At 41.1% G+C, this 20950-nt stretch carries 25 protein-coding genes and 1 riboswitch; of the genes, 7 read left to right on the top strand and 18 right to left on the bottom strand.

The features are described 5' to 3' along the window. The first annotated feature begins 282 nt into the window (after positions 1-282). The 4 genes from SST62_RS0102400 to SST62_RS0102385 all read left to right on the top strand — a co-directional run bounded on the left by SST62_RS0102400 (position 283) and on the right by SST62_RS0102385 (position 3441). Positions 283-495 (top strand): CsbD family protein, encoded by a 213-nt coding sequence (locus tag SST62_RS0102400; protein ID WP_002942806.1) that lies wholly within the window; start codon positions 283-285, stop codon positions 493-495. Between the two features lie 168 nt (positions 496-663). Continuing rightward, positions 664-1098: a low molecular weight protein-tyrosine-phosphatase gene (locus SST62_RS0102395; RefSeq protein WP_029186168.1), complete on the top strand. Its 435-nt coding sequence runs from the start codon at positions 664-666 to the stop codon at positions 1096-1098. Positions 1099-1229: 131 nt separating this feature from the next. Then, a complete protein-coding gene (locus SST62_RS0102390; protein ID WP_029186167.1) occupies positions 1230-1652 on the top strand; it encodes a membrane protein in 423 nt (140 codons plus the stop codon). Beyond that, entirely contained in the window at positions 1642-3441 is a 1800-nt protein-coding gene (locus SST62_RS0102385; protein ID WP_029186166.1) for an acyltransferase family protein, read from the top strand. The genes SST62_RS0102390 and SST62_RS0102385 overlap by 11 nt, the downstream gene beginning before the upstream one ends. A 192-nt stretch (positions 3442-3633) precedes the next feature. Here SST62_RS0102385 and SST62_RS0102380 read toward each other — a convergent pair whose 3' ends face one another. The 15 genes from SST62_RS0102380 to SST62_RS0102305 all read right to left on the bottom strand — a co-directional run bounded on the left by SST62_RS0102380 (position 3634) and on the right by SST62_RS0102305 (position 16042). Next, on the bottom strand, positions 3634-4287 hold the full coding sequence (locus tag SST62_RS0102380) for a phosphatase PAP2 family protein (protein WP_029186165.1): 654 nt from the start codon (positions 4285-4287) through the stop codon (positions 3634-3636). Positions 4288-4311: 24 nt separating this feature from the next. Then, positions 4312-4869, bottom strand: coding sequence for an ECF transporter S component (locus SST62_RS0102375; protein WP_029186164.1), 558 nt, complete (start codon positions 4867-4869; stop codon positions 4312-4314). Positions 4870-4928: 59 nt separating this feature from the next. Further along, positions 4929-5264, bottom strand: a riboswitch (FMN riboswitch). Between the two features lie 49 nt (positions 5265-5313). Continuing rightward, entirely contained in the window at positions 5314-5859 is a 546-nt protein-coding gene (locus SST62_RS0102370) for a tRNA (cytidine(34)-2'-O)-methyltransferase (RefSeq protein WP_029186163.1), read from the bottom strand. 376 nt (positions 5860-6235) lie between these two features. After that, positions 6236-8011 (bottom strand): oligopeptide ABC transporter substrate-binding protein, encoded by a 1776-nt coding sequence (locus SST62_RS0102360; protein WP_029186162.1) that lies wholly within the window; start codon positions 8009-8011, stop codon positions 6236-6238. A gap of 647 nt (positions 8012-8658) precedes the next feature. After that, positions 8659-8898 carry a membrane protein insertion efficiency factor YidD gene (gene yidD, locus SST62_RS0102355; protein ID WP_029186161.1) on the bottom strand — a complete coding sequence of 80 codons (240 nt, stop codon included), beginning with the start codon at positions 8896-8898 and terminating at the stop codon, positions 8659-8661. Further along, the gene (locus tag SST62_RS0102350; protein WP_029186160.1) at positions 8895-9629 is read right to left on the bottom strand and encodes a pseudouridine synthase; all 735 of its coding nucleotides are present in this window, start codon (positions 9627-9629) and stop codon (positions 8895-8897) included. Before SST62_RS0102350 ends, yidD begins: the two co-directional genes overlap by 4 nt. After that, the gene (scpB, locus tag SST62_RS0102345; RefSeq protein ID WP_029186159.1) at positions 9619-10188 is read right to left on the bottom strand and encodes an SMC-Scp complex subunit ScpB; all 570 of its coding nucleotides are present in this window, start codon (positions 10186-10188) and stop codon (positions 9619-9621) included. Before scpB ends, SST62_RS0102350 begins: the two co-directional genes overlap by 11 nt. Beyond that, complete coding sequence (locus SST62_RS0102340; protein ID WP_029186158.1) at positions 10172-10891, bottom strand: segregation/condensation protein A; 720 nt, start codon at positions 10889-10891, stop codon at positions 10172-10174. The genes scpB and SST62_RS0102340 overlap by 17 nt, the downstream gene beginning before the upstream one ends. After that, positions 10891-11622 (bottom strand): site-specific tyrosine recombinase XerD, encoded by a 732-nt coding sequence (gene xerD / locus SST62_RS0102335; RefSeq protein WP_029186157.1) that lies wholly within the window; start codon positions 11620-11622, stop codon positions 10891-10893. Before xerD ends, SST62_RS0102340 begins: the two co-directional genes overlap by 1 nt. Beyond that, complete coding sequence (cbpB, locus tag SST62_RS0102330; protein WP_029186156.1) at positions 11619-12077, bottom strand: cyclic-di-AMP-binding protein CbpB; 459 nt, start codon at positions 12075-12077, stop codon at positions 11619-11621. The genes xerD and cbpB overlap by 4 nt, the downstream gene beginning before the upstream one ends. Beyond that, positions 12074-12601 (bottom strand): metallophosphoesterase, encoded by a 528-nt coding sequence (locus tag SST62_RS0102325; RefSeq protein WP_029186155.1) that lies wholly within the window; start codon positions 12599-12601, stop codon positions 12074-12076. Before SST62_RS0102325 ends, cbpB begins: the two co-directional genes overlap by 4 nt. Then, complete coding sequence (locus SST62_RS0102320; RefSeq protein ID WP_029186154.1) at positions 12574-13575, bottom strand: nucleoside-triphosphate diphosphatase; 1002 nt, start codon at positions 13573-13575, stop codon at positions 12574-12576. Before SST62_RS0102320 ends, SST62_RS0102325 begins: the two co-directional genes overlap by 28 nt. After that, complete coding sequence (racE, locus tag SST62_RS0102315) at positions 13572-14366, bottom strand: glutamate racemase (protein ID WP_029186153.1); 795 nt, start codon at positions 14364-14366, stop codon at positions 13572-13574. Before racE ends, SST62_RS0102320 begins: the two co-directional genes overlap by 4 nt. A gap of 89 nt (positions 14367-14455) precedes the next feature. Then, on the bottom strand, positions 14456-14692 hold the full coding sequence (locus SST62_RS0102310; protein ID WP_024402640.1) for a YneF family protein: 237 nt from the start codon (positions 14690-14692) through the stop codon (positions 14456-14458). A 102-nt stretch (positions 14693-14794) separates the two neighbouring features. Further along, the gene (locus SST62_RS0102305; RefSeq protein WP_029186152.1) at positions 14795-16042 is read right to left on the bottom strand and encodes a diaminopimelate decarboxylase; all 1248 of its coding nucleotides are present in this window, start codon (positions 16040-16042) and stop codon (positions 14795-14797) included. Between the two features lie 134 nt (positions 16043-16176). On the opposite strand from SST62_RS0102305, the gene pepC reads away from it, so the two are divergent. Continuing rightward, the gene (gene pepC, locus SST62_RS0102300) at positions 16177-17508 is read left to right on the top strand and encodes an aminopeptidase C (protein WP_024391151.1); all 1332 of its coding nucleotides are present in this window, start codon (positions 16177-16179) and stop codon (positions 17506-17508) included. 49 nt (positions 17509-17557) lie between these two features. Here pepC and SST62_RS0102295 read toward each other — a convergent pair whose 3' ends face one another. From SST62_RS0102295 to SST62_RS0102285, 3 genes are read right to left on the bottom strand one after another with little or no spacing between them, the layout of a single operon-like run. Beyond that, entirely contained in the window at positions 17558-18259 is a 702-nt protein-coding gene (locus SST62_RS0102295; RefSeq protein ID WP_009910586.1) for a Bax inhibitor-1/YccA family protein, read from the bottom strand. 21 nt (positions 18260-18280) lie between these two features. Then, entirely contained in the window at positions 18281-18763 is a 483-nt protein-coding gene (locus SST62_RS0102290; protein WP_024405584.1) for an HD domain-containing protein, read from the bottom strand. Positions 18764-18809: 46 nt separating this feature from the next. Continuing rightward, positions 18810-19550 (bottom strand): TrmH family RNA methyltransferase, encoded by a 741-nt coding sequence (locus SST62_RS0102285; protein WP_029186151.1) that lies wholly within the window; start codon positions 19548-19550, stop codon positions 18810-18812. 130 nt (positions 19551-19680) lie between these two features. Here SST62_RS0102285 and SST62_RS0102280 point away from each other — a divergent pair, with 130 nt between their 5' ends. Next, complete coding sequence (locus tag SST62_RS0102280; RefSeq protein WP_002942735.1) at positions 19681-19962, top strand: acylphosphatase; 282 nt, start codon at positions 19681-19683, stop codon at positions 19960-19962. A 66-nt stretch (positions 19963-20028) separates the two neighbouring features. Beyond that, on the top strand, positions 20029-20943 hold the full coding sequence (gene yidC, locus SST62_RS0102275; RefSeq protein ID WP_024399634.1) for a membrane protein insertase YidC: 915 nt from the start codon (positions 20029-20031) through the stop codon (positions 20941-20943). Positions 20944-20950: the final 7 nt, after the last annotated feature.

Here is a 20950-nt window from a genome sequence, read left to right as displayed (position 1 = left end):
TCGGGAAAAAGTACGCATTTTTGATATAAAAAGAAAACCTCTCTAAACCCTTGATATGCATAGGGTTAGGGAGGTTTTTGTCGTTTCAAACTGTCAAAGACGGGATTATTATAAATAAAAGAAGAAAAAATTGCAAGAATTATCCCTCATCCTCCTCTGACCTATTGACAAACAAATCCCTTGCTATATTAACTTATATACGTTAGACTAGTAAGTAAGAATAGTATGTGATTTTCTTTTTAGAAAGTCATCGCCCCATCTGTATATATAAGGAGGGATTTTATGTCAGAAGAAAAATTTGACGCAAAACTAGAACAGCTATCTGGCTCTGCAAAAGAGGTAATTGGTAAGCTGACCGGCGACAAGGAAATCGAAGTTGAAGGACTTGTTGAGAAAGGAATTGGCAAAGCAAAAGAGCTAGTCGAAGATGCAAAAGATGGGCTTGAAGGTGCCATTAACGGCATCAAAAATGCTTTTGACAAAGAAGAGAAATAAGCAAAGAGTTCAATATAGGTAGGATTCTCGTGCACTGTTTGATAATGAACATTACACTCAATTTGGTCTTTTACCTGTAGCCCGAACAAAAATATGCAAGAGAGGGGAACTCAGGCATTTACCTGTCGAGTCTGCCCTCTCTTTTCTTATGCCACGAAAGGAGAATCTATGAAAAAAATCGTTTTTGTCTGTCTTGGAAATATTTGTCGTAGCCCTATGGCTGAATTTGTCATGAAAGATTTGACAAATCAATTTCATATTGAAAGCCGTGCTACTTCAAACTGGGAACATGGTAATCCTATCTACCCTGGAACTCAGAAAATTTTCCAAAAGCACAACATTCCCTATGACCAAAATAAATCATCACAGCAAATGAGCCAGACAGATTTCGAAGCATTTGATGTCATCATTGGTATGGACAGCAATAATATCCGAGATTTACAGAAAATGGCACCAGCACATGCTCAAAATAAAATTTTTCAATTCGCAGAAAAATCCGTACCAGACCCTTGGTATACTGGAGATTTTGACGAAACCTACGAAATGGTAAAGAAAGGTTGCCAAGACTGGTTGGACAGGTTACAGGCATTTGACCAAGAATAAGATTTTTTATGTAATATTTTTGTAATATTTGTAAAAAAATGGTAAACTATTTCTGACTGAACTGATAATTTCTTACTGTATTCTAGAAAGAACTGATTAGCGTCGGTCAAATCCTATGAAAGAGTAAAACAATGAAAGAGTTCAAATTACCTAGTATAAAATGGCATGATATAACAAGTCATTTCACCCGTCCAAAACTTGAAATCCTCTCCCTTATTATCATCCTCATCTGTGCCCTCTCTGTATTTACAGGGCGAATTGCCAGCAAGCAAACCATGACTTTCAATAATGGCGCCCTGCAGTACAACGGTTATGTGGTTGCAAATAAAATGAATGGTCAAGGAAAATTGACCTTTGATAATGGAGATGTCTACGAAGGACAATTTACAAATGGAATTTTCCACGGTCAAGGAACCTACACATCTGCAAGTGGGTGGGTTTATACCGGGCAATTTAAAAACGGCTATGCCGATGGAAAAGGAAAATTGACCACCGAAGGACAAGCTACCTACGAAGGAACTTTTAAACAGGGGATTTATCAATATGAAAATTAAATGGTTATCCGTTATACGTGTGATTGGATTAGTCTTTGTCCTACTCTATCATTTCTTTATCAAATATTTCCCAGGTGGCTTTGTAGGGGTTGACCTCTTCTTTACCCTGTCTGGATATTTGACAACCGCCCTTTTGATTGATGAGTTTGCAAAACATAAAAAAATAGATATTGTCAGCTTTTTCAGAAGAAGATTCTATCGGATTCTCCCCCCTCTGGTTTTAACGATTCTTTTGGTTCTTCCACTTGCTCTGCTTGTCCGCAATGATTTCATTGCCAATATCGGCAATCAGATAGCCGCTGCGCTCGGATTCATGACAAACTTCTTTGAAATTCTATCAGGTGGTAGTTACGAGAATCAATTTTCACCTCATCTATTTGTGCATACTTGGACCCTAGCCATAGAAGTTCAGTATTACCTTGTCTGGGCTGGTTTAGTTTGGTATCTGACTCGCATCTCCAAAAGTGTGGGGCAACTACGTGGATCAATTTTTCTAACATCTATAAGCCTCTTCTCGCTAAGTTTTTTAGCAATGTCTATCTCAAGTTTCTTTGTGGATAATTTCTCAACCATTTACTACTCAAGCTTCACACATACCTTCCCATTCTTCCTCGGAAGCATTCTCGCAACCATCGCTGGTATCGGAAATACAACAACTGCCTTCCAGCAACAAGTGAATACATTGAGTATCAAACAAGCTATAGGTCTGTTTCTTGGAGGACTAGGAGTAGAACTTCTTCTTCTCTTTACTCTTCAATTCAGTTCCATCTGGACCTATCTAATTGGTTTTCTTCTATCCAGTTTAGCTACAGCAACTATGATTTTTGCTGCTCGGGTACTTCACGAGAAAACCGAAGATGTCAAAGAACCTGCAATTATCCTCTTCTTTGCAAGTATTTCTTATGGTATCTACCTCTTCCATTGGCCCTTGCTCATTATCTTTACACAACTGACAAATGCCTCTATCGCTGCGGGATTATCCTTTGTTTTTTCTACTATCCTATCAACTATCTCCTTCTATATTCTAGAACCATATATTGCTGGTAAAGTAGGAAGTTTGTTTGGATTACCAATGGACTTAAAACCCTATAAAAAATGGCTTCTTAGCAGCTTTGCTTGCTTGACTGCAATTAGTTTAGGTATCTGTCTGTTTGCACCAAAATTAGGAAGTTTTGAACAAGAGAGCATGGTTAGCAATCTTTACCAAGCTCAGACCCAACTAAATACAACACGATCTGCTGCTGAAAATGCTAAAGCTACTAGTTTTGAAATTCAAAAAGGAGTTATTATCTTTGGCGATTCTGTTACTGTTCGCGCAAGTTCTGCCATACAGACCGCGCTACCAGATGCACAGATTGATGGAACTGTCAGTCGAAATCTCTCTGAAATTGCTAAATTGATAAATCTTTATAAGCAAAATAATAGCTTGAAAGAGACTGTAGTTGTAGCCCTAGGTACAAATACTACGGATAATTATCAGGAACTACTAGACCAACTAGTCAAAGATTTTCCTAAAGGACGTCGCCTTATTTTTGTCACTCCTTACGATGGAAACTTCACTCCAAGCGAATCCATTTCCTATCAAACAGGTCAATACGAGAAAGAATTGGCTGAAAAATATGATTACATTTCCATTGCAGACTGGTATCAAGTTGCAAAGGATAATCCACCAATTTGGTACAATACCGACCTTGTTCATTTCAATCTTGAAAGTAATGGAGGCGAAGTCTTTGCCCAAACGATAAAAAATGCTGTCGAAGCCGTTGCTGATGGCCCAATCAAAAACTAGATTTATACATCATCATCCTCTGAGAATTTCTCGGAGGATTTTTGCACTATTTTCCGAGAAGTCCAGCGCGAACTCTAAGAAATGACCTGTGCCTAAGCTCAGTCTCAATAAATCTTGCGAAATAAGCCACTTCTACAAAGGATGACAAATTAAAACTCCTACCTTTTACAGTAGGAGTTGGTGTCAAATTGACTATTTTTGCTTACTTTGGAAACGCCATTCAAAGCGTTTTTGGTCATAAAACGGATACATCATTTGTAAAAGAGTGACGGCAAGTAGCCAACCGCCGATAATATCTGTCGGATAGTGAACCCCAATATAGATACGGGATACAGCTACCAGGACAGCAAGTAGAATCAACACGGCTTGTAGCACAAGTCTAGCTATGCCTTTCTTCATCCTCTGGTGAACAATAATAACAACTGCTCCTGCAATCATCATAGTTGATGCAGTATGCCAGCTAGGAAATGAATAACCGATGGTATCAATCAACCATTCAATACTTGGACGCGGACGTTGGTAGACATATTTCAGGGCTGTGGATGCCACACCCATCGCCGCAAAACTAGCAAGTAGGAAATAAGCTTCTATCTTCCATTTTTTATAGTAGTAAAAGATAGCAGCTAGAATCAAGGTAATAGCTAAAATAATAACCGTATTTCCTAAAACAGTAATAGAGGTCCAAAATTGACTGGCTCCACTTGGTAAATTTCCACGAATGGCTGACTGGACAGGCGAGTCAAAACCTGCTAGGGTAGTAGGATAAAATTTTACTACATAGCCCAATATCACAAAGGCCAGAGCAAAAAAAGATGCGTTTCGTAAATGGATTTGTTTATTCTTCATACAATATAGTTTACCTTATAAAGGTTAAACTTTCTTTAAAATAGGTTGGGCTGCTTTGTAACAGATATAAAATATTGCTGAAAGCACAATCCCTTGTAAAAGATTAAAAGGAAGTACCATCATCAAAAGATAGTTAGTCAGACCCAAGATTTCTTTAATATCAAAGTTTGCAAAGGCTGCATAGACAGGCACCGCATAAACGTAATTTAATACCAGCATCACTGCAGTCGAACCAATTGTCGCAACAGCGGCTGCTTTTAAATAATTTTTTATCGCTTGGTCATTTTTCCAGAAATAAGCTACTGCTAAAATGAAAACTGACATAGCTGCAATATTCATCGGTAAGCCAATAATTGTCGATGGTCCCTGATTATTTAAAATCAGTTTGAGAAAAGTTCGTACCAAAAGGATAGCAAAACTAGACTTCATATCTAGAATAAGCAGACCAAATAAAATCGGTACGAGAGAAAAATCCACTTCCAGGAAACTGGCTGTTGGAATCAGCGGAAATTTCAAATACATGAGCAGAAAGGATACTGCTGAGAGAATGGCGATAATCGTCATTTTGCGTGTGTTTGTCATAAGGTTCCTCCAATTTTTGAAAATTGAAGAAGCGTGGAAGAGCAGGCAAAAAGCCTCCACTTCGTCTTCTCCCATCCAGACTTTACTGTCGGTTGTGGAATTGCACCACATCAGCTTTCGCTCGCAGACTGTACGTGTCTTTCTTTCTATTTTATGGCTTCGTTAAGTCGGCTTGACATACCTTAGTATAGTCTGCACCTCCTTGCCTAGCCCTAAAATGAAACAAAAACACTTTTTTTGAGTGTTGCTTAAGATTTTTCTATCAGTCTAGGCGACAAGGCGAAGGCATAACTGGAGTTAGGCGAGCCTGGTCAACGACGAATGAGAGAAAAAGAAAAGCAAGAATCAAAAAAATCACTGCCGGTCGGGAATCTCACCCTGCCCTGAAGACTATTTCATCATACCAAAAAAGCCTTGCATTTGCAAGAGCTTGGTAAGTTTTCACTATTTTAACTTGTCCCCCTCATAGGTGTGAACCAAATCTAGACCAGCGAACTGTTGCTGCCGAAGAGCCTCATATACAATCATACACGCTGTATTAGAGACATTAAGACTACGCACATGTTCATCATTCATTGGAATACGGATAGCCTTCTCTGGATGTTCACGCATAAAATCTTCTGGCAAGCCCTTATCTTCACGGCCAAATAAGAAATAATGAATGTTCCCATCATTATAGTCTTCATCCGAATAGGTTTTATCAGCAAATTTAGATACTAAGTGAACACGTCCTTGTTTGCTGGCATAATCCATAAATTCTGCTAAATTGTCATAAAAGCGAACATCTAACTTATCCCAATAATCTAGTCCTGCACGTTTCATCTTACGGTCATCAATTGGAAATCCCATAGGCTTAATGATATGGAGAGGACTATTGGTTGCAGCACAAGTTCGAGCAATATTGCCTGTATTCTGTGGAATCTGTGGTTCAAATAAGACAATGTGGTTTTTGGCTGTTTCTTCTATATACTCTAATGTTTCAATATTCATAAGGACCCCTCTGGTGACATTTCACTAAATACGAATACCCTTCGAAAATCAAATCCAAACCATGTCAGCTTCATTTTGCCGTATACCATGCTTGTTTTCTAGTTTCTTTTTTTGATTTTCATTGAGTAAAAAGACTCGATTGTCTCCTATGGTAAGAAAGACAAAAAAATAGCCACACTGCCCGGAGTCAAGCTCAGCAAACAGCATGGTGAATGATGATTCATTCACTTAACTCACAACAGGTTTGAGTTAAATCAATGAAATCGTGATACTATTGTAGCTTAAAGAAGGCTGAAAATCAAGAGTTTTGCCCCATTTTTTTCAAATTTTCATAGAAAATGAAAAAGGAGAGCAAATAAACTCCCCTTTCTTACATTTATTCTGCTGCAATCCCTTTTTCCGCAGTCAACTCAAGATTTTCATGGCCTGATTTACTGTCCGAACCGATATAAACGTCGTAATATTTAACGCGTTTGTTAACGGCAGTAATACTTTCACGTTCAAAGGTTGGAATTGCAAAGGCTTGTTCGAATGCATATTCTTGCCAAGCTTTGTAATTTTCAATATTTTTCTGTTCGTCAAATGACTCAGCAGAGGTAATTTTATTTAAAAGTGCTGTGTTTTCATCTGAAACGAAGCGAGTATAGTTGTACATCGCTTCAGGTCCCCACAATGATGTCGGGTCTGGATCTAGGCCGGCAATCCAAGCTGCAAGATAGACATCAATCCCCTCATCATTGGCAGCAATTGATTCATAGAAAGTATTGTACTCAATAGTTCTTCCTGTATAGAGTTCCACATTCAAACCAATTTCTTTCCACCATGTAAGGTATTGCTGTACCATAGTTTCTTGCGTTTCGGTTGATTTCTGTGCTGCAACACTGATAGTAAGCGATTTTCCATCAGCATCTTCACGCATACCGTCTCCATCTACGTCTTTATATCCTGCCTCATCGAGAAGTTTTTTAGCCTTTTCAGGATTATAACTATAGCCAGCTAGTTCTGAATCGTGAACATCTCCAAAGAAAGAGATAATTAGTGAGTTTGTCGGATGATACAAGCCGTTATATAATTTCTCTCCAATCACCGCATTGTCCAACGCATATCCCATTGCTTGACGCAATTTAACATTATTCATCTTAGCATTAGGATTGGTCACATTCTTACCACTAGCATCATCGTACTTACCAAGATTGAAGCCAATATAATTGTAAATACCATCCAGACTACCTAGCAAAGTAATATTTGATAAGTCCTTGTAAGATTCGTACTGGTCTGTTGGCATATCAGCAATATCATAATTGCCTGCTCTCATTTCTGCAACAATCGTATCTGGTGAAACAATATCAATCCTGTAACTGTCTAGCTTAACTTTCCCTTTAAAGTAGTACTCATTTGGTACATAGGTCACCGACTCGCCATTGACAATTTCCTTGACCTTATAAGGGCCCATACCGACAACTTTTGCCGTACGAGAATACTCACTTGATTCCCAATCTTTGACTGCAATGTCTTTAAAAATGTGTTTCGGCATGACTAAATAAGGTACTCCCCCACCAGCATACATCATGGATGGAGACATGTCTTTCACTGAGAGAATTACCGTATAGTCATCAACCTTCTTAACACCTGAAATTTCACTTGCTGTTCCAGCCTGAAATTCTTCAAAGCCAATGATATTTGTATAGGTAGTGTCTGCACGAACCCCTGTATAGTCTGGACTAGCTAGTTGTTCGATTGTGAAAATATAATCATCGATGGTGAAGGCTTGCCCATCGGACCACTGATAGTCCTTGCCTGTCAAACTAACGGTAACTGTCTTTGCGTCTACATCAAACTCTGCCTTAGCAAGGCCTGAATCGTCTAACTTACGAGCTGAATCATATCCAAACATAGAAATATCAACCATGTCTGCAAAGGTTGAATCTACCGCCGTTTGTGATAATTCATCAATTAAGATACCAGTCGAAGGCGCCGAAGCTACCAAGGCATATTTGAGACTCCCGCCTTCAATAGTTTGTCCTTCGTTTGTCACTTCTGAGTTAAATGTCAGAGCAACATCGCTCGTCTTTTCTTTAGTTTGACAAGCTGTTAACGCTGCAATAGAAAGCAGACCGATACCAGTTAAAGCGATGTGTTTCATTCTTTTCATATCTCTACCCCATTTATTTATTTTGAATAGTATAGCACGATTTAGCATAAATATGCAACTATCTGACCAAGAATATTCGCATTTGAGTACGCTCACTTTCTTCCATTCTAACTAAAAATGATCAGGTATGAAGGTCAAGGCGAACTCCCCCATCCCTACTGCTTCTTAGTTTTTAATGATAGTCCACTAAACTCATAACTCAGTAAACTAAGCTAGGTATCGTTTTTTCTCTGATGATAAAGTATTATATAGTCATTAATTTATCTTTGATTCCTTCGAAGAGCGGAGGCTGAGCAAAAAGACCAACCTCGCTTCTCAGAGTTCGTGTCAACATCTGAGCGCAGTGGTTGATTGGCTTTAACAGTCCAGTGGACTGTTAATATTGAGGTGAACTTGTTTCGGCCTATCTCCAGCCTTCAAAGGCTCCCGAACCTTTGAAGTGAGTACTAAAAACAAACTAATACTCAATGAAAATCAAAAGTAGCCTAGAAAACGAAGTCGAAGATAGAACTCTGTTACTTTCTTATTTCAAGGTAACAGGCTGAAAACTTCCACTGGAGCTTTTCACTCATCAAGGCTCTTGACAACGGATAATTTTGATTTTCGAAGAGTATAAACAACTAGAAATAACAAAAAAGTAGGTTGCCCTACTTCTGCCTATTTCTTTTCAGACTAAACCTGTCCGGCACAGGATCTTCCCCACCTTCCACAAAAGGATGGCAACGCCCAATACGAGCCAGGCCCATCAAAAAGCCCTTGAGACCATGTTTTTGCAAGGCCTCAATCATATAAGTGGAACATGTCGGCTGATAGCGACAGGAGGGCGGAAAAAGGGGAGAAATAAATTTCTGATAGAATCGGACCAAGCCAATGAGTAGCTTTGTCATTTTTTCTTGACCGGCTTGGTAACTGCTAGCGTATGCAGTTTACTGATGTCTTTTTTGTTGAGCTTGCGGTATTCTCCTGGACGTAGGCCGGTCAAGTCCAAATTCCCAAAGCGGGTACGAGAGAGTTTGTCCACCTGTAAACCAACTGCCTCAAACATCTTCTTAACTTGGTGATTGCGTCCCTCATGGATGGTCAACTCCACCACAGAACGATTTTTTACAGGGTCTACCTTGATGATCTCGTAAACAGCTGGTTTGGTTTTCTTGCCATCAATGACAACACCACGGGTCAAGGGACGCAGGACTTCCTTGTTAGCAACCCCTTTGACACGCGCCAAGTACACCTTATCAATCTCATTACGAGGGTGAATCATCTCATCCGTAAAATCACCATCATTGGTCAAAATCAAGACTCCAGATGTATCCCAGTCCAAACGACCAACAGGATAAATCCGCTCTTTGACAGTTGGCAACAAATCCACAACGGTCTTTCGTCCCTTGTCGTCTGACACACTGGAAATAACACCTTTCGGCTTATGGAGTAGGTAATACACTTTCTCCTCGTTGTAAATCGGCTGGCCTTCTACTTCTACCTTGTCTCCCGACTTAATGGTCGTTGCCAATTCACGAACAACTTGACCATTAACAGTTACCAAGCCTTGCTTAATCAATTCTTCTGCCTTACGACGACTGGCTACACCAGCGTGGGCAATGTATTTGTTAATTCTCATCTTCTAACTCATTTCTTTCTATGAATAGCTCAGTTTCTTGCTCAACCAAGTCGATTTCAGACACATCTGGCAATTCTTCTAGGCTATTAATTCCCATGTAATCCAGGAAATAATCCGTCGTGACATAGAGATTGGGTCTACCAAGAACCTCTTTCTTCCCATTCTCACGGATAAGGTCAAAGGCCTGTAACTTACTGATGGCACCGCTGGAATTGACCCCACGAATCTCATCGACTTCAATCCGTGTAATAGGCTGTTTGTAGGCAACAATCGACAAGGTTTCCAAAAGAGCTCTGGACATGGTCTGGTTGATGGGTGTCTTAGCATAAATCCGCAAAAGGTCGGCATACTCTTTCTTCGTGACCAACTTGTAGCGGTTGGAAGATTCTAAGAGAGCCAAACCTGAGGCCTTGTCGGCCATGTATTTTTCACTGAGTTTTTCTAATTGCTGGCTGACAGCTGTGGGCTGCAATTCCAGCATCTCTGCCAAATTGCGTAAGCTCAAGCCATCCTCACCTGCTACAAAGAGCAGGACTTCGATTTCAGCTAAGCGATTCATTTTCACTCCTTACTAGATAAATATCTCCAAAGGTTTCTGCCTGTTCCAGAACAATCTCATGAACCTTGACCAATTCCAAGGTTGCCAGAAAAATGGTAATGACCTCATTGATGTCCTGGCTTTCCTTGAAGAGCTGACCCAGTTCAATCCGTGAACTAGCTTGAAAACGACTGCGAACAAAGTCCATCATGTCTTCGATTTTATACTCATCACGGGCAATGGTCGCATGGGACTGACGGAGACTGGCCTGTTTTTCAGCCATGACCTTCGAAAAGGCTAGGAAAATATCAATAACTGTCTTGTCTTTGGCTAGCTGAACATCTTCATAAATCAAGTCCAGCTTGGGTTTTGAAAAATAATTGGCCCGTTCATCATGCTGTTCCCCCATTTTTTCACTGAGAAGCTTGAACTTGCGGTATTCTTCCAACTGGTCCAAGAGGTCCATTTCTGGGTCATCTTCAGGGTCTGTCTGCTCGACAACTTTTGGTAAGAGCCTACGGCTTTTGATGACCATCAACTGACTGGCCATGACCATATACTCTCCTGCCACCTCCAAACGCATGGCCTGTAAGGTGGCAATGTAGGCAAGGTATTGCTCAATGACCTCTGTAATTGGAACCTCGTAAATATCCATTTGATACTTGGACACCAGGTGAAGCAAGAGATCCAGAGGTCCTTCAAAATCTTTTAATTTTATATCCATTATCTAAATTTTTCCAAACTCATGCTTGTTTTTAGTCCCAACTGCTTGGCGATTTGGTCCAAGGATTTGCCCTCATCTATCTTGCTCAGAATGTACTGTTCTCGTAATTTTTGAGCTGTCCAATCCGGCTTACCGATGGACCGGACAAATTCTGTCAGACGATTGAAAAACCACTGACGAGAATAGGTCTGCCCTTTTTTGTCAAAGACATACATTCCAGTCAGATGCCCTTCCAAATAAACAAGTAATTCCTTGGGCAAGGTTAGGACACGCTTAGTCGCCCCTTTCTCAACTGTCAGGACTTGAAAATCCAGATTGACCTGCTGGCTAGTCAGCTCTGCTATTTCACTAGGAGTCAGCCCTAGTAAGGCAATCAAAAGAGCAATCAATTGCCCATCAAGCCTAGAACTGTCTTGAAAGAGGAGAGAAAGATCCTCACGCTCCAGCTTTTTTTTGACACTGGCTGGACCTGTAAGAGCCTGCAGCTTGTAAAACCTGTCCAAACGACCTCTTTCATAGAGAAAGTAGAGAAATTGATTGACCGTTGAGAGTTTTCTCTTCTGAGCAGTAGGTTTCAAGTCTAGAAGTGACTGCTGATAGACCAAAAGTGACTGCTGATGGATATCCCCCTTAGTTTGCTCCACAAATTGCAGCAGGTCATAGGTATAGGATTTTTGACTATTGACACTGACCTTTTTACTCTGGATAAACGCTTCTATGGCCTGCTTCATTTCTTACCTTCTTTTGATGGTAGGGGGAAATTATGCAAGAGAGCATTGATTGCCTTTAAGATGGATTTTCGTGTAATGATTCCCATAAATTCTCTATTTTCCCCAAGGACGGGTAAGAAAGATTGATCTACTAGCTTGCGCATCACTTCTGTCAAATCATAATCCAGACCAACAGTCTCTTCATCTGTCTTTACAATCACAGAAATATCTCTGTTTAACTCATCATCCGATAGTTCATTTTCAGCTTGATATTTAATGATTTCCGTCAAGCCAATGGTGCCGAAGAAACGACCATCTTCTGTTACCACAGGTACGCGAGAATAAGTCATGTGGCTGAGTAACAGCTTGGCATGGTCAATATTATGCGTATCAATAATTACTGCCAATTTATCTGCTGGTGTCAAGAAAGTTTCTTCCTGGTCCAATAAAAAGGCTTCAAATTCTCTTGCAATCATCTTGAAATATCCTTTGTCAATGCTGGGTAAAGTTGGTGCTGTCGATTGTAGTAATCCACATGGAAGTGATCATCATAGATGGTCACAAGAGCATAGAGGCATTCTCTGACCAAACCACGAGGTTGACTAACGGAGCCAGGATTGAGGAAGAGGGTCTTGCCACGCACTTCGGCATCAGGCACATGCAGATGCCCATACAAACAAATATCCGCATCAACTTCCTGAGCCCAATAATCCAACCGCTGCCAGCCGTAATTAATGCCATAAAGATGACCATGGGTCTGAGCAATGGTCACATCACCCAATCGGGTAATGAGCTGGTCAGGGTAGCCACCAAAGTAGTCGCAGTTGCCATTGACCACTTGAATATCATCCCACAAGCTATCTTGACTATCTAACTCTGAATCGCCATTGTGAAAGATAGCGTCTACCCTGCCAAGATAATGGTTTTTAATCTCTTCTACAATCTGTCTATCCCCATGAGAATCACTCATGACTAGGATTGTTTTGCTTTCTCCTGCCATACTGGAAATGCCTCCACTAATTTTTCTAGTGCTTGTGCACGATGGGAAATCTTATTTTTTTCTTCTAGGGTCAATTCTGCCGAAGTCTTGCCTGTTTCGCCTACGAGGAAAAGCGGATCATATCCAAACCCGTTTTCCCCACGGAGTTCCATACCGATAAAGCCTTCCCAGTCCGCTTCGACAACCAAACTCTCACGATTTGGTGCTGCCATAACTAGAGTACAATGGAATTGTGCCGAACGATTTTTCAAGTCGAAGACCATGGCCAACTCGTGTAAGAGCTTGGCATTATTGAGCTCATCTGTGGCATCCGGTCCTGAAAAACGTGCAGACCAAACTCCTGGCAAACCACCGAGAGCATCAACCTTCAAGCCTGAATCATCAGCCAAGACCATCTTGCCAGTCAGCTCTGCTATGGTTTCAGCCTTGAGCCGTGCATTTTCCTCAAAGGTCATACCTGTTTCTGCTACATCTGGCAGGTCAGGATAGTTGTTGAGGTTCTCAACCTGGTAGCCAAAACGCTCAAAAAACTTACGGAATTCCTTGGTCTTACCTTCATTTTTAGTGGCAATCAAGATGGTATCTCCCACGCTTACCAAGCCCTTGTCTTGACCGAAGAAATCAGACATAGCCACACCATCCTTTGGTAAATGAACCAAGAGCAATTTGTCAGCTTCTGTCACCAGAATAGCTCCTTGGTGTTGGAGAACCTGCAAGTCACGACCTGTTTCTGTCTTGATGATTTCCACTATAAAGCGAAAAAGCTGGAAATCAGATTGTTTCCTTACGATTGTCACATCATAGCCCGAAAGAACTTCATTATCAGTTGGAGGGTTTAGGCGAGTCAAAAGCCTATTGAGGTAAAAATGTTCTTCATCACTCACATTTCCAATACCAGCAATCGAGTTAAAACCCTCCCACTTTCCAATAAACCAATTGTGCTCATCTCTGTATTCGTATATCTTGTCTGTCATAGTTCTACATGCTCCACATAAATATCGATGCCCATCCAGCTTTCAGCAATTTCCTTGAAAGCTGCTGGACTAGCTGTTGTGTAAAATCTGTGCTGAATATCCTTTTCGGTTCGGCTGCGGTTGATTTGAAAATAATTTAATAAAACAGAAATATCACGCGCACACTCTGCACCACTATCGATCAACTTGACATCCTTGCCCATGGCATTCTGGATGATAGGGCGAAGCAGGGGATAATGAGTGCAGCCCAAAACCAAGGTGTCCACTTTCCCAACAAGTGGGCGAAGTGTCTCATAAACAACCTTTTTAGCAAGACTGGATTGGTGGCTATTGGACTCAACCAGAGGGGCAAACTTGGGACAGGCCAGACTGTCTACCTGCGTTTCTGGAGAAAGGGCCTGAATTTTTTCACGATAGATATCAGATTGAATAGTCATAGCCGTTCCTAAAACACCAACCTTACCAGTTTGCGTTGCCTTAATAGCTGCCGATGCTCCAGGCAAGATAACTCCCAAAACAGGAATATCCAACTTTTCCTTGACTTCTTCCCAGGCTACCGCTGTTGCCGTATTGCAGGCAAAAACAATCATTTTAACATTTTTTGTCAAAAGGAAATGGACCAACTGCCAAGTATATTCTCTGATTTGTTCTGCTGGACGGGGGCCATAAGGTGCCCGTGCCGAGTCTCCGATATAAACGATTTCTTCATGGGGAAGTTGACGCATTAACTCACGCGCAACCGTTAATCCCCCCACACCTGAATCTAAAAAACCTATTGGTCGATTATCCATACTACTGAGAATAGCCAGAAAATCTGACTAGCCTTTCTTTTCTACTCAAAAAATGGGATCTGGGAATGAATATCCCAGTCCCAGTTTGATTATTTTTTCTTGCTTGCCACTTTTTGTTGGCTCTTGATTTGGCGAAGTACTTGTTGTACTTTTGCTTCGCTTGGTTTTTGACCCATTTGGCTCATCATCAAACGCAAAGCATTTTCATCCAAAACTGGCTTGTCAGCAATGTAGTTTTCAACTTGTTTGCGTGACAAGTAAATACCCAAGGCTACACCACCTGCAAATGCCAATACAATTAATAAAATAGCTAAACCGATGTTCATCTGTCAATCTCCTGACTCTTCTAAAAATAATTCATTCGGAATTGCCCTACGACAATCTCTTAATGAATCTATTATACCAAATTCAGCAGTCTTTTCCAAGACTTACCTGTCAAATTCAAAACCGTAAATAGTTGCGAAATAGTCCTCAGGAGTTTCAGCTCGACGAATCATCCGCGCTGTGCCGTCTTCCTGCAAAAGAATTTCTGAAGAACGCAGACGACCATTGTAGTTGTATCCCATAGAAAAGCCGTGGGCACCACTGTCATGGATGACCAAGGTGTCTCCTACTTCTGCGCGTGGTAATTCACGATTGACTGCGAACTTGTCGTTGTTTTCACAGAGGGAACCAGCCACATCCACCACTTCGATTGGGGCATCTGGGCGCGTGATGTTGGTGATATGGTGGTAGGCACCATAGAAGGCTGGGCGCATGAGGTTGGCAGCTGATGCATCGACACCGATATAGGTCCGATAGGTTTCCTTACGATGGAGCACCTTTGTAATCAAGTGACCGTGTGGCGCCAACATAAAGCGTCCCAATTCCGTAAAGATTTTGACGTGTCCCATACCAGCTGGCGTGAGAATTTCCTCGTAAACCTTACGAACACCCTCACCAATGACAGCAATGTCGTTTGGTTCTTGTTCAGGACGATAGTTGACACCAATCCCACCTGACAGGTTGATAAAGTCCAAGGTCACACCTGTTTCCTCACGGATTTCCAAGGCCAATTCAAAGAGTTGACGAGCTAAGACAGGGTAGTAATCATTGGTAACAGTGTTTGAGGCCAGAAAGGCATGGATCCCAAACTGCTTTACACCCAGTTCTTTTAGCTCCTTATAGCCTTTCATCAACTGTTCCTTGGTCATCCCAAATTTAGACTCTTCTGGGTGGTCCATAATGTCCGTTCCCAGCGAGAAGACTCCTCCTGGATTGTAACGGAGGCAGACCGTCTCAGGAATCCCAGCAACATTTTTCAAAAATTCAATATGCTCATAGGCATCCAGGTTAATGGTCGCCCCAACTTTTCTGGCATAGACAAATTCTTGCGCTTGGGTATCATTTGATGTAAACATGATGTCTTTAAAGCCCAATTTCTCACTCATCAACACTTCTACATCCGTTGCACAGTCCACTCCACAGCCTTCTTCTTGAAGAATTTTCAAAATAGCTGGAGTTGGAGTCGCCTTGACCGCAAAATATTCCTTAAAGCCCTTGTTCCATGAAAAAGCCGCATTGAGGGCACGGGCCTTCTCACGAATACCTTTTTCATCATACAAATGGAAAGGTGTCGGAAATTGCTCCGTAATGGTGTCTAAAACTTCTTTACTAACAAATGGTGTCTTGGTCATCTCTCTACCTCATCAAATATTTTTCCTATTATATCACAAATATGTGAGGAACTGTAGCTTTCAACTCCACCAAATACTTGCAAAATAAATTATGAGCGCTATAATGTGAATATCATTAAAAAAAGGAGTAATATATGTCAACATTAGATTTTGATTTTACAGAACGCTTGTATGCCAACTATCTAGCTAATCCAAGCCTACAGGCAACCGAAAATGCCGTGAGCCACAACGGACTTTTGAAATCCTTAGAAACACGCCAAAGCGCCATCGACAATGACTATGTCTTTTCAATCGATTTGACCAAGGACGCTGTTTCAAACCAAAAGGCTTCTGGACGTTGCTGGATGTTTGCTGCATTGAATACCTTCCGCCACAAGCTCATCTCTGACTTCAAACTGGAAAATTTTGAGCTATCACAGGCCCATACCTTCTTTTGGGATAAATATGAAAAGTCCAACTGGTTCCTCGAACAAATCATTGCCACAGCTGACCAAGAAATTGGTAGCCGTAAGGTAAAATTCTTATTGGATACCCCGCAACAAGATGGCGGTCAATGGGATATGGTTGTTGCTCTATTTGAAAAATATGGTGTGGTACCGAAATCCGTCTATCCAGAATCTATCTCATCCAGTGCCAGCCGTGAACTTAATCAGTACCTTAACAAATTGCTCCGTCAAGATGCACAAATCTTGCGAGACCTCCTTGCCAAAGGAGCTTCCTCGGAAGAAGTTCAAGTACAAAAAGAAAACTTACTTCAAGAAATCTTTAACTTCCTAGCCGTCAACCTTGGACTCCCTCCACGCAGCTTTGATTTTGCATATAGAGATAAAGACAATGTCTATCACCGTGATACAAATGTAACACCTCAGGCATTCTACGAGAAATACGTTGGTTTGAAACTATCTGACTATGTCTCTATTATCAACGCTCCTACAACTGACAAACCCTACAATAAATCTTATACAGTCGAATTGTTGGGGAACGTTGTTGGCGCCCCTGCTGTCCGCTACCTCAATGTAGAAATGAACCGGTTTAAAGAACTGGCTATTGCCCAACTCAAAGCTGGTGAGTCCGTTTGGTTTGGTTCCGATGTCGGTCAAAGTAGCAACCGTCAAACTGGTATTATGGCAACCAACACCTACGACTTCTCTTCAGGTCTGGGTATCCATTTCCATCAAGACAAGGCCGGAAGATTAGACTACTCCGAAAGTTTGATGACCCACGCTATGGTCTTAACTGGTGTTGATTTAGACGATAATGAGCAACCTCTCAAATGGAAAGTAGAAAACTCTTGGGGTGACAAGGTTGGTGACAAGGGATACTTCGTCGCATCAGATAGCTGGATGGACGAGTATACTTATCAGATTGTTGTCCGAAAAGAATTCCTCACACCAGAAGAACTAGCAGCTTATCAAGCTCAACCACAAGTCCTTGCCCCATGGGATCCAATGGGAGCTCTAGCATAACAAACGACATATAAAAAAAGAGGGCACCCCTCTTTTTTATATGTCATAATTAGTCTCTACTCAAACCACCAAAGATACGGAGTAAGTTGAGGAAGAGGTTGATGAAGTCAAGATAGAGCTGAAGCGCCATGGATACGACCCAACCTTGGCCAACATTACCACCAGTTTGTTCGAAAACATTGCGGATACGTTGGTTATCATAAGCAATCAAACCTGAGAATACCAAAACAGAAATGATAGACATCATAAAGCTTAGACCTGAGCTACGAAGGAAGATATTAATAACACTTGCAATAATAATTCCCCATAGAGCTGCACGCAATGCCTGGGCCATACCAGAAAGATCTTTCTTCGTTGTCATCCCAATTACAGCCATGATAGCAAACATGAGAGCCGCTGACACGAAGGCGAGCACAACTGTTTCGCTAGTATAGAACATCAAAATCATGCTGATGGTAATCCCATTTGTTACTGAGTAGGCAAGAAACATTGGTAGAGCCATTGGGCTATTTTTAGCTGCCATTGCTGAAGCAGAAACAACCAAGGCAATCTGACCAATCATAATCAGCATCATGATGATGGAACCTGCACTCAGCAGACTAAGCAATAAAGATTGAAAGACGGTCACAGCCAAGAAAGAAACTAAAGCTGATAGACCAATTCCCATGGCAACCACACCATAAATTTTACCGAAGAAACGGTTGAGGGCGGTATTATCCACCTGATTAATAATAAATGAATCGTTATTCATACTATTCTCCTTTAAATCATTTTATTGAAACCGAAAGACCTTACGATTTTTCCACTTGTGTTGTAAGGGCAGACTCCACTCTCTCACAGCCCAATACTTATCCACACATGTCACAATCCAAGATTCCTTGTAGCGAGGAGGAGCGATTGTCGCACCAAACATATGCTTCACAATGATGTCTTCTTCTAGTTTATTGAGTTGAATGAGTTTCTGAGCATTGCGTTTAGCAATTCGTGGATGAACCCAAGCATGGCTCTTGTTGAATTTGGTATCTCTCCAATCATAGAAGAATAAATCATGCAATAGACCACCACGGGCTGTTGACTTGGCATCCCAACCAAATTTTTTCGCAATCTTATAGCTTGTATAAGAGACATTGATGGAATGTTCCAAGCGCGTGGAGTAATAATGATGAGGGATTTTCCCCAATTTTTGCACCTTGGGTGTGGCAATCAAGTGCCCCACATAGTCCATGTATTCTTTATCTTGTTTATATGCAACCATTCGTTAACCTCGTTGGAATATTATACCACACTATAGTACACTTGGCTTAAATAAAGCTAAACAATAAAATTCCTGCTGCAATCGCCACATTGAGGCTTTCCGCCTGCCCTGGCATGATAATATGGACAAGTTGATCCGCCTCATCGGCTACAAAAGTTGAAATTCCTTGACCTTCATTTCCCATGACCAAGGCAAAACTCGGATTTGGCGTAACTTCCTTATAGTCAACCGACTGACTAGAGAGGGTTGTTGCCAAGATTTGTATCTGATTGCTTTTTAAAGCAGAAAAAATAGCAGTCATCGGCATTCGATAAACTGGCAAGTGGAAATGACTCCCTTGCATGGAACGCAGAACTTTCATATTGTAAATATCTGCCGACTTATCCGATAGAAATACTCCATCAAAACCAGCTGCATCAGCTGTACGAATCATGGTACCAACATTTCCAGGGTCCTGCACATCCTCCAGAACCAAAAATTTTCCTGTTAAGACATCGGGTAAGGTCTGATTTGGTAAGGACAGTTGAGCTACTACCCCTTGCGGTGTCCGTGAGTCTGCCAAATCCTGCATAATATCTGAACTGACAACTGTTACATTGGATAAGCCAGCAACCCGATGAACATATTCTTCTGATACCAAAATATGTTCAATAGGTACTTTGGCTGCCAAAGCCTCCTCCAACAAATGCCAACCTTCAATCAAATAAGAAGAAGTACGGTATTTTTTCTGTTGTAATTTCTTAACCTGCTTGACCAAATGATTGGCCTTTGAGCGAATGATCTCCATGAATGCCCCTTTTTCTTTTACTGCTCAGCAACTTCAATTTTCCAACGGCTAAATCAATTATCTTGATTTTTGAACAGTCTTACCCAACCATGATATAATAAAGTAAATGTCTTGTCAAAAGGAGAAACTTATGCGAAAGGTAAAAATGATTGCATCTGGTCGTGTGCAAGGAGTCGGCTTTCGTTGGTCTGTTCAATTTTTAGCTGTGGAAATAGGCGACATCTACGGCAGAGTTTGGAATAATGATGATGGAACTGTCACCATTTTAGCCCAGTCAGATAATGCTGAGAAGCTCAGCCATTTTATCCATGAAATTCGGAAAGGGCCTTCTCGTATGGCCAAAGTCACCTATCTCGATGTCACCCTAGCCAACTTCGAAGACTATAAGGATTTTCAGGTGGCTTATAGATAAAACTTGTATATTTTGAACAAAAAAAGTAAAATAGAATGTATCTTGTAAAAAAAGGAATGTATCATTTTGAAAAAGAATAAACGAATTTTATTAACAGGTCTAGCCCTGTCTACGCTAGTATTTCTATCAGGATGTGTGCAGACAAAGAACGGTGTTCCTACTGGTGAAGGTTGGGTCTACAACTTCCTTGTTGCCCCAATGGGAAACCTGATTAAATTCTTCGCGGAAAACCAAGGACTCGGTTTCGGTGTTGCTATCATTATCGTGACATTGATTGTTCGTCTCTTCATCATGCCACTAGGTATTTACCAATCTTGGAAATCAACCTATCAGTCTGAGAAAATGAATTACCTCAAACCAATTTTAGGTCCAATCCAAGAACGCATGAAAAATGCAAGTTCCCAAGAAGAGCAATTGGCTGCCCAACAGGAATACTTTGCTGCTCAAAAACAATATGGTGTCAGCGTATTTGGTGGAATGGGCTGCCTTCCTATCTTGATTCAAATGCCATTCTTTACGGCACTCTTCTATGCAGCTCGTTACACGGAAGGAATCTCAGAAGCAACCTTCCTTGGCATTGATCTCGGTTCTGCAAGTCTCATTCTAACAGCTATTGCTGGTATCCTCTACTACGCTCAATCACTTCTGATGCAAGTCGGTATGGACGAAGAACAGAAGAAACAAATGAGAGCTGTGGCAATCATGAACCCATTGATGATTGTTATGTTCTCTTGGTCTTCACCTGCTGGTGTTACCCTCTACTGGGTAGTCGGTGGATTTATCGGTCTTATTCAACAAGCTCTTACAAACTTCATCTTGAAACCACGTATCCGTGCTAAGGTTGAAGAAGAATTCAAAAATAATCCTCCAAAACCATATAAATCAACTATCAAGGATGTAACTCCTAAAGCATCCGCTATCATCGAAGAAAAAACTTCTAAGAAATCAAACCGTAACGCCGGTAAACAACGTTCTAGATAAAAAATCG

This window comes from Streptococcus suis YS56, assembly GCF_000440115.1.
GTDB classification, from domain to species: Bacteria; Bacillota; Bacilli; order Lactobacillales; family Streptococcaceae; genus Streptococcus; species Streptococcus suis_L.
Note: the sequence above shows the minus strand (reverse complement) of the source record. Positions and strands in the feature narration are given on the sequence as shown.

Bases quoted from the DNA above. Each gene is read 5' to 3' on its own strand.
- SST62_RS0102400 (WP_002942806.1), top strand. From the start codon at position 283: ATGTCAGAAGAAAAATTTGACGCAAAACTAGAACAGCTATCTGGCTCT.
- SST62_RS0102395 (WP_029186168.1), top strand. From the start codon at position 664: ATGAAAAAAATCGTTTTTGTCTGTCTTGGAAATATTTGTCGTAGCCCT.
- SST62_RS0102390 (WP_029186167.1), top strand. From the start codon at position 1,230: ATGAAAGAGTTCAAATTACCTAGTATAAAATGGCATGATATAACAAGT.
- SST62_RS0102385 (WP_029186166.1), top strand. From the start codon at position 1,642: ATGAAAATTAAATGGTTATCCGTTATACGTGTGATTGGATTAGTCTTT.
- SST62_RS0102380 (WP_029186165.1), bottom strand. From the start codon at position 4,287: ATGAAGAATAAACAAATCCATTTACGAAACGCATCTTTTTTTGCTCTG.
- SST62_RS0102375 (WP_029186164.1), bottom strand. From the start codon at position 4,869: ATGACAAACACACGCAAAATGACGATTATCGCCATTCTCTCAGCAGTA.
- SST62_RS0102370 (WP_029186163.1), bottom strand. From the start codon at position 5,859: ATGAATATTGAAACATTAGAGTATATAGAAGAAACAGCCAAAAACCAC.
- SST62_RS0102360 (WP_029186162.1), bottom strand. From the start codon at position 8,011: ATGAAAAGAATGAAACACATCGCTTTAACTGGTATCGGTCTGCTTTCT.
- yidD (WP_029186161.1), bottom strand. From the start codon at position 8,898: ATGACAAAGCTACTCATTGGCTTGGTCCGATTCTATCAGAAATTTATT.
- SST62_RS0102350 (WP_029186160.1), bottom strand. From the start codon at position 9,629: ATGAGAATTAACAAATACATTGCCCACGCTGGTGTAGCCAGTCGTCGT.
- scpB (WP_029186159.1), bottom strand. From the start codon at position 10,188: ATGAATCGCTTAGCTGAAATCGAAGTCCTGCTCTTTGTAGCAGGTGAG.
- SST62_RS0102340 (WP_029186158.1), bottom strand. From the start codon at position 10,891: ATGGATATAAAATTAAAAGATTTTGAAGGACCTCTGGATCTCTTGCTT.
- xerD (WP_029186157.1), bottom strand. From the start codon at position 11,622: ATGAAGCAGGCCATAGAAGCGTTTATCCAGAGTAAAAAGGTCAGTGTC.
- cbpB (WP_029186156.1), bottom strand. From the start codon at position 12,077: ATGATTGCAAGAGAATTTGAAGCCTTTTTATTGGACCAGGAAGAAACT.
- SST62_RS0102325 (WP_029186155.1), bottom strand. From the start codon at position 12,601: ATGGCAGGAGAAAGCAAAACAATCCTAGTCATGAGTGATTCTCATGGG.
- SST62_RS0102320 (WP_029186154.1), bottom strand. From the start codon at position 13,575: ATGACAGACAAGATATACGAATACAGAGATGAGCACAATTGGTTTATT.
- racE (WP_029186153.1), bottom strand. From the start codon at position 14,366: ATGGATAATCGACCAATAGGTTTTTTAGATTCAGGTGTGGGGGGATTA.
- SST62_RS0102310 (WP_024402640.1), bottom strand. From the start codon at position 14,692: ATGAACATCGGTTTAGCTATTTTATTAATTGTATTGGCATTTGCAGGT.
- SST62_RS0102305 (WP_029186152.1), bottom strand. From the start codon at position 16,042: ATGACCAAGACACCATTTGTTAGTAAAGAAGTTTTAGACACCATTACG.
- pepC (WP_024391151.1), top strand. From the start codon at position 16,177: ATGTCAACATTAGATTTTGATTTTACAGAACGCTTGTATGCCAACTAT.
- SST62_RS0102295 (WP_009910586.1), bottom strand. From the start codon at position 18,259: ATGAATAACGATTCATTTATTATTAATCAGGTGGATAATACCGCCCTC.
- SST62_RS0102290 (WP_024405584.1), bottom strand. From the start codon at position 18,763: ATGGTTGCATATAAACAAGATAAAGAATACATGGACTATGTGGGGCAC.
- SST62_RS0102285 (WP_029186151.1), bottom strand. From the start codon at position 19,550: ATGGAGATCATTCGCTCAAAGGCCAATCATTTGGTCAAGCAGGTTAAG.
- SST62_RS0102280 (WP_002942735.1), top strand. From the start codon at position 19,681: ATGCGAAAGGTAAAAATGATTGCATCTGGTCGTGTGCAAGGAGTCGGC.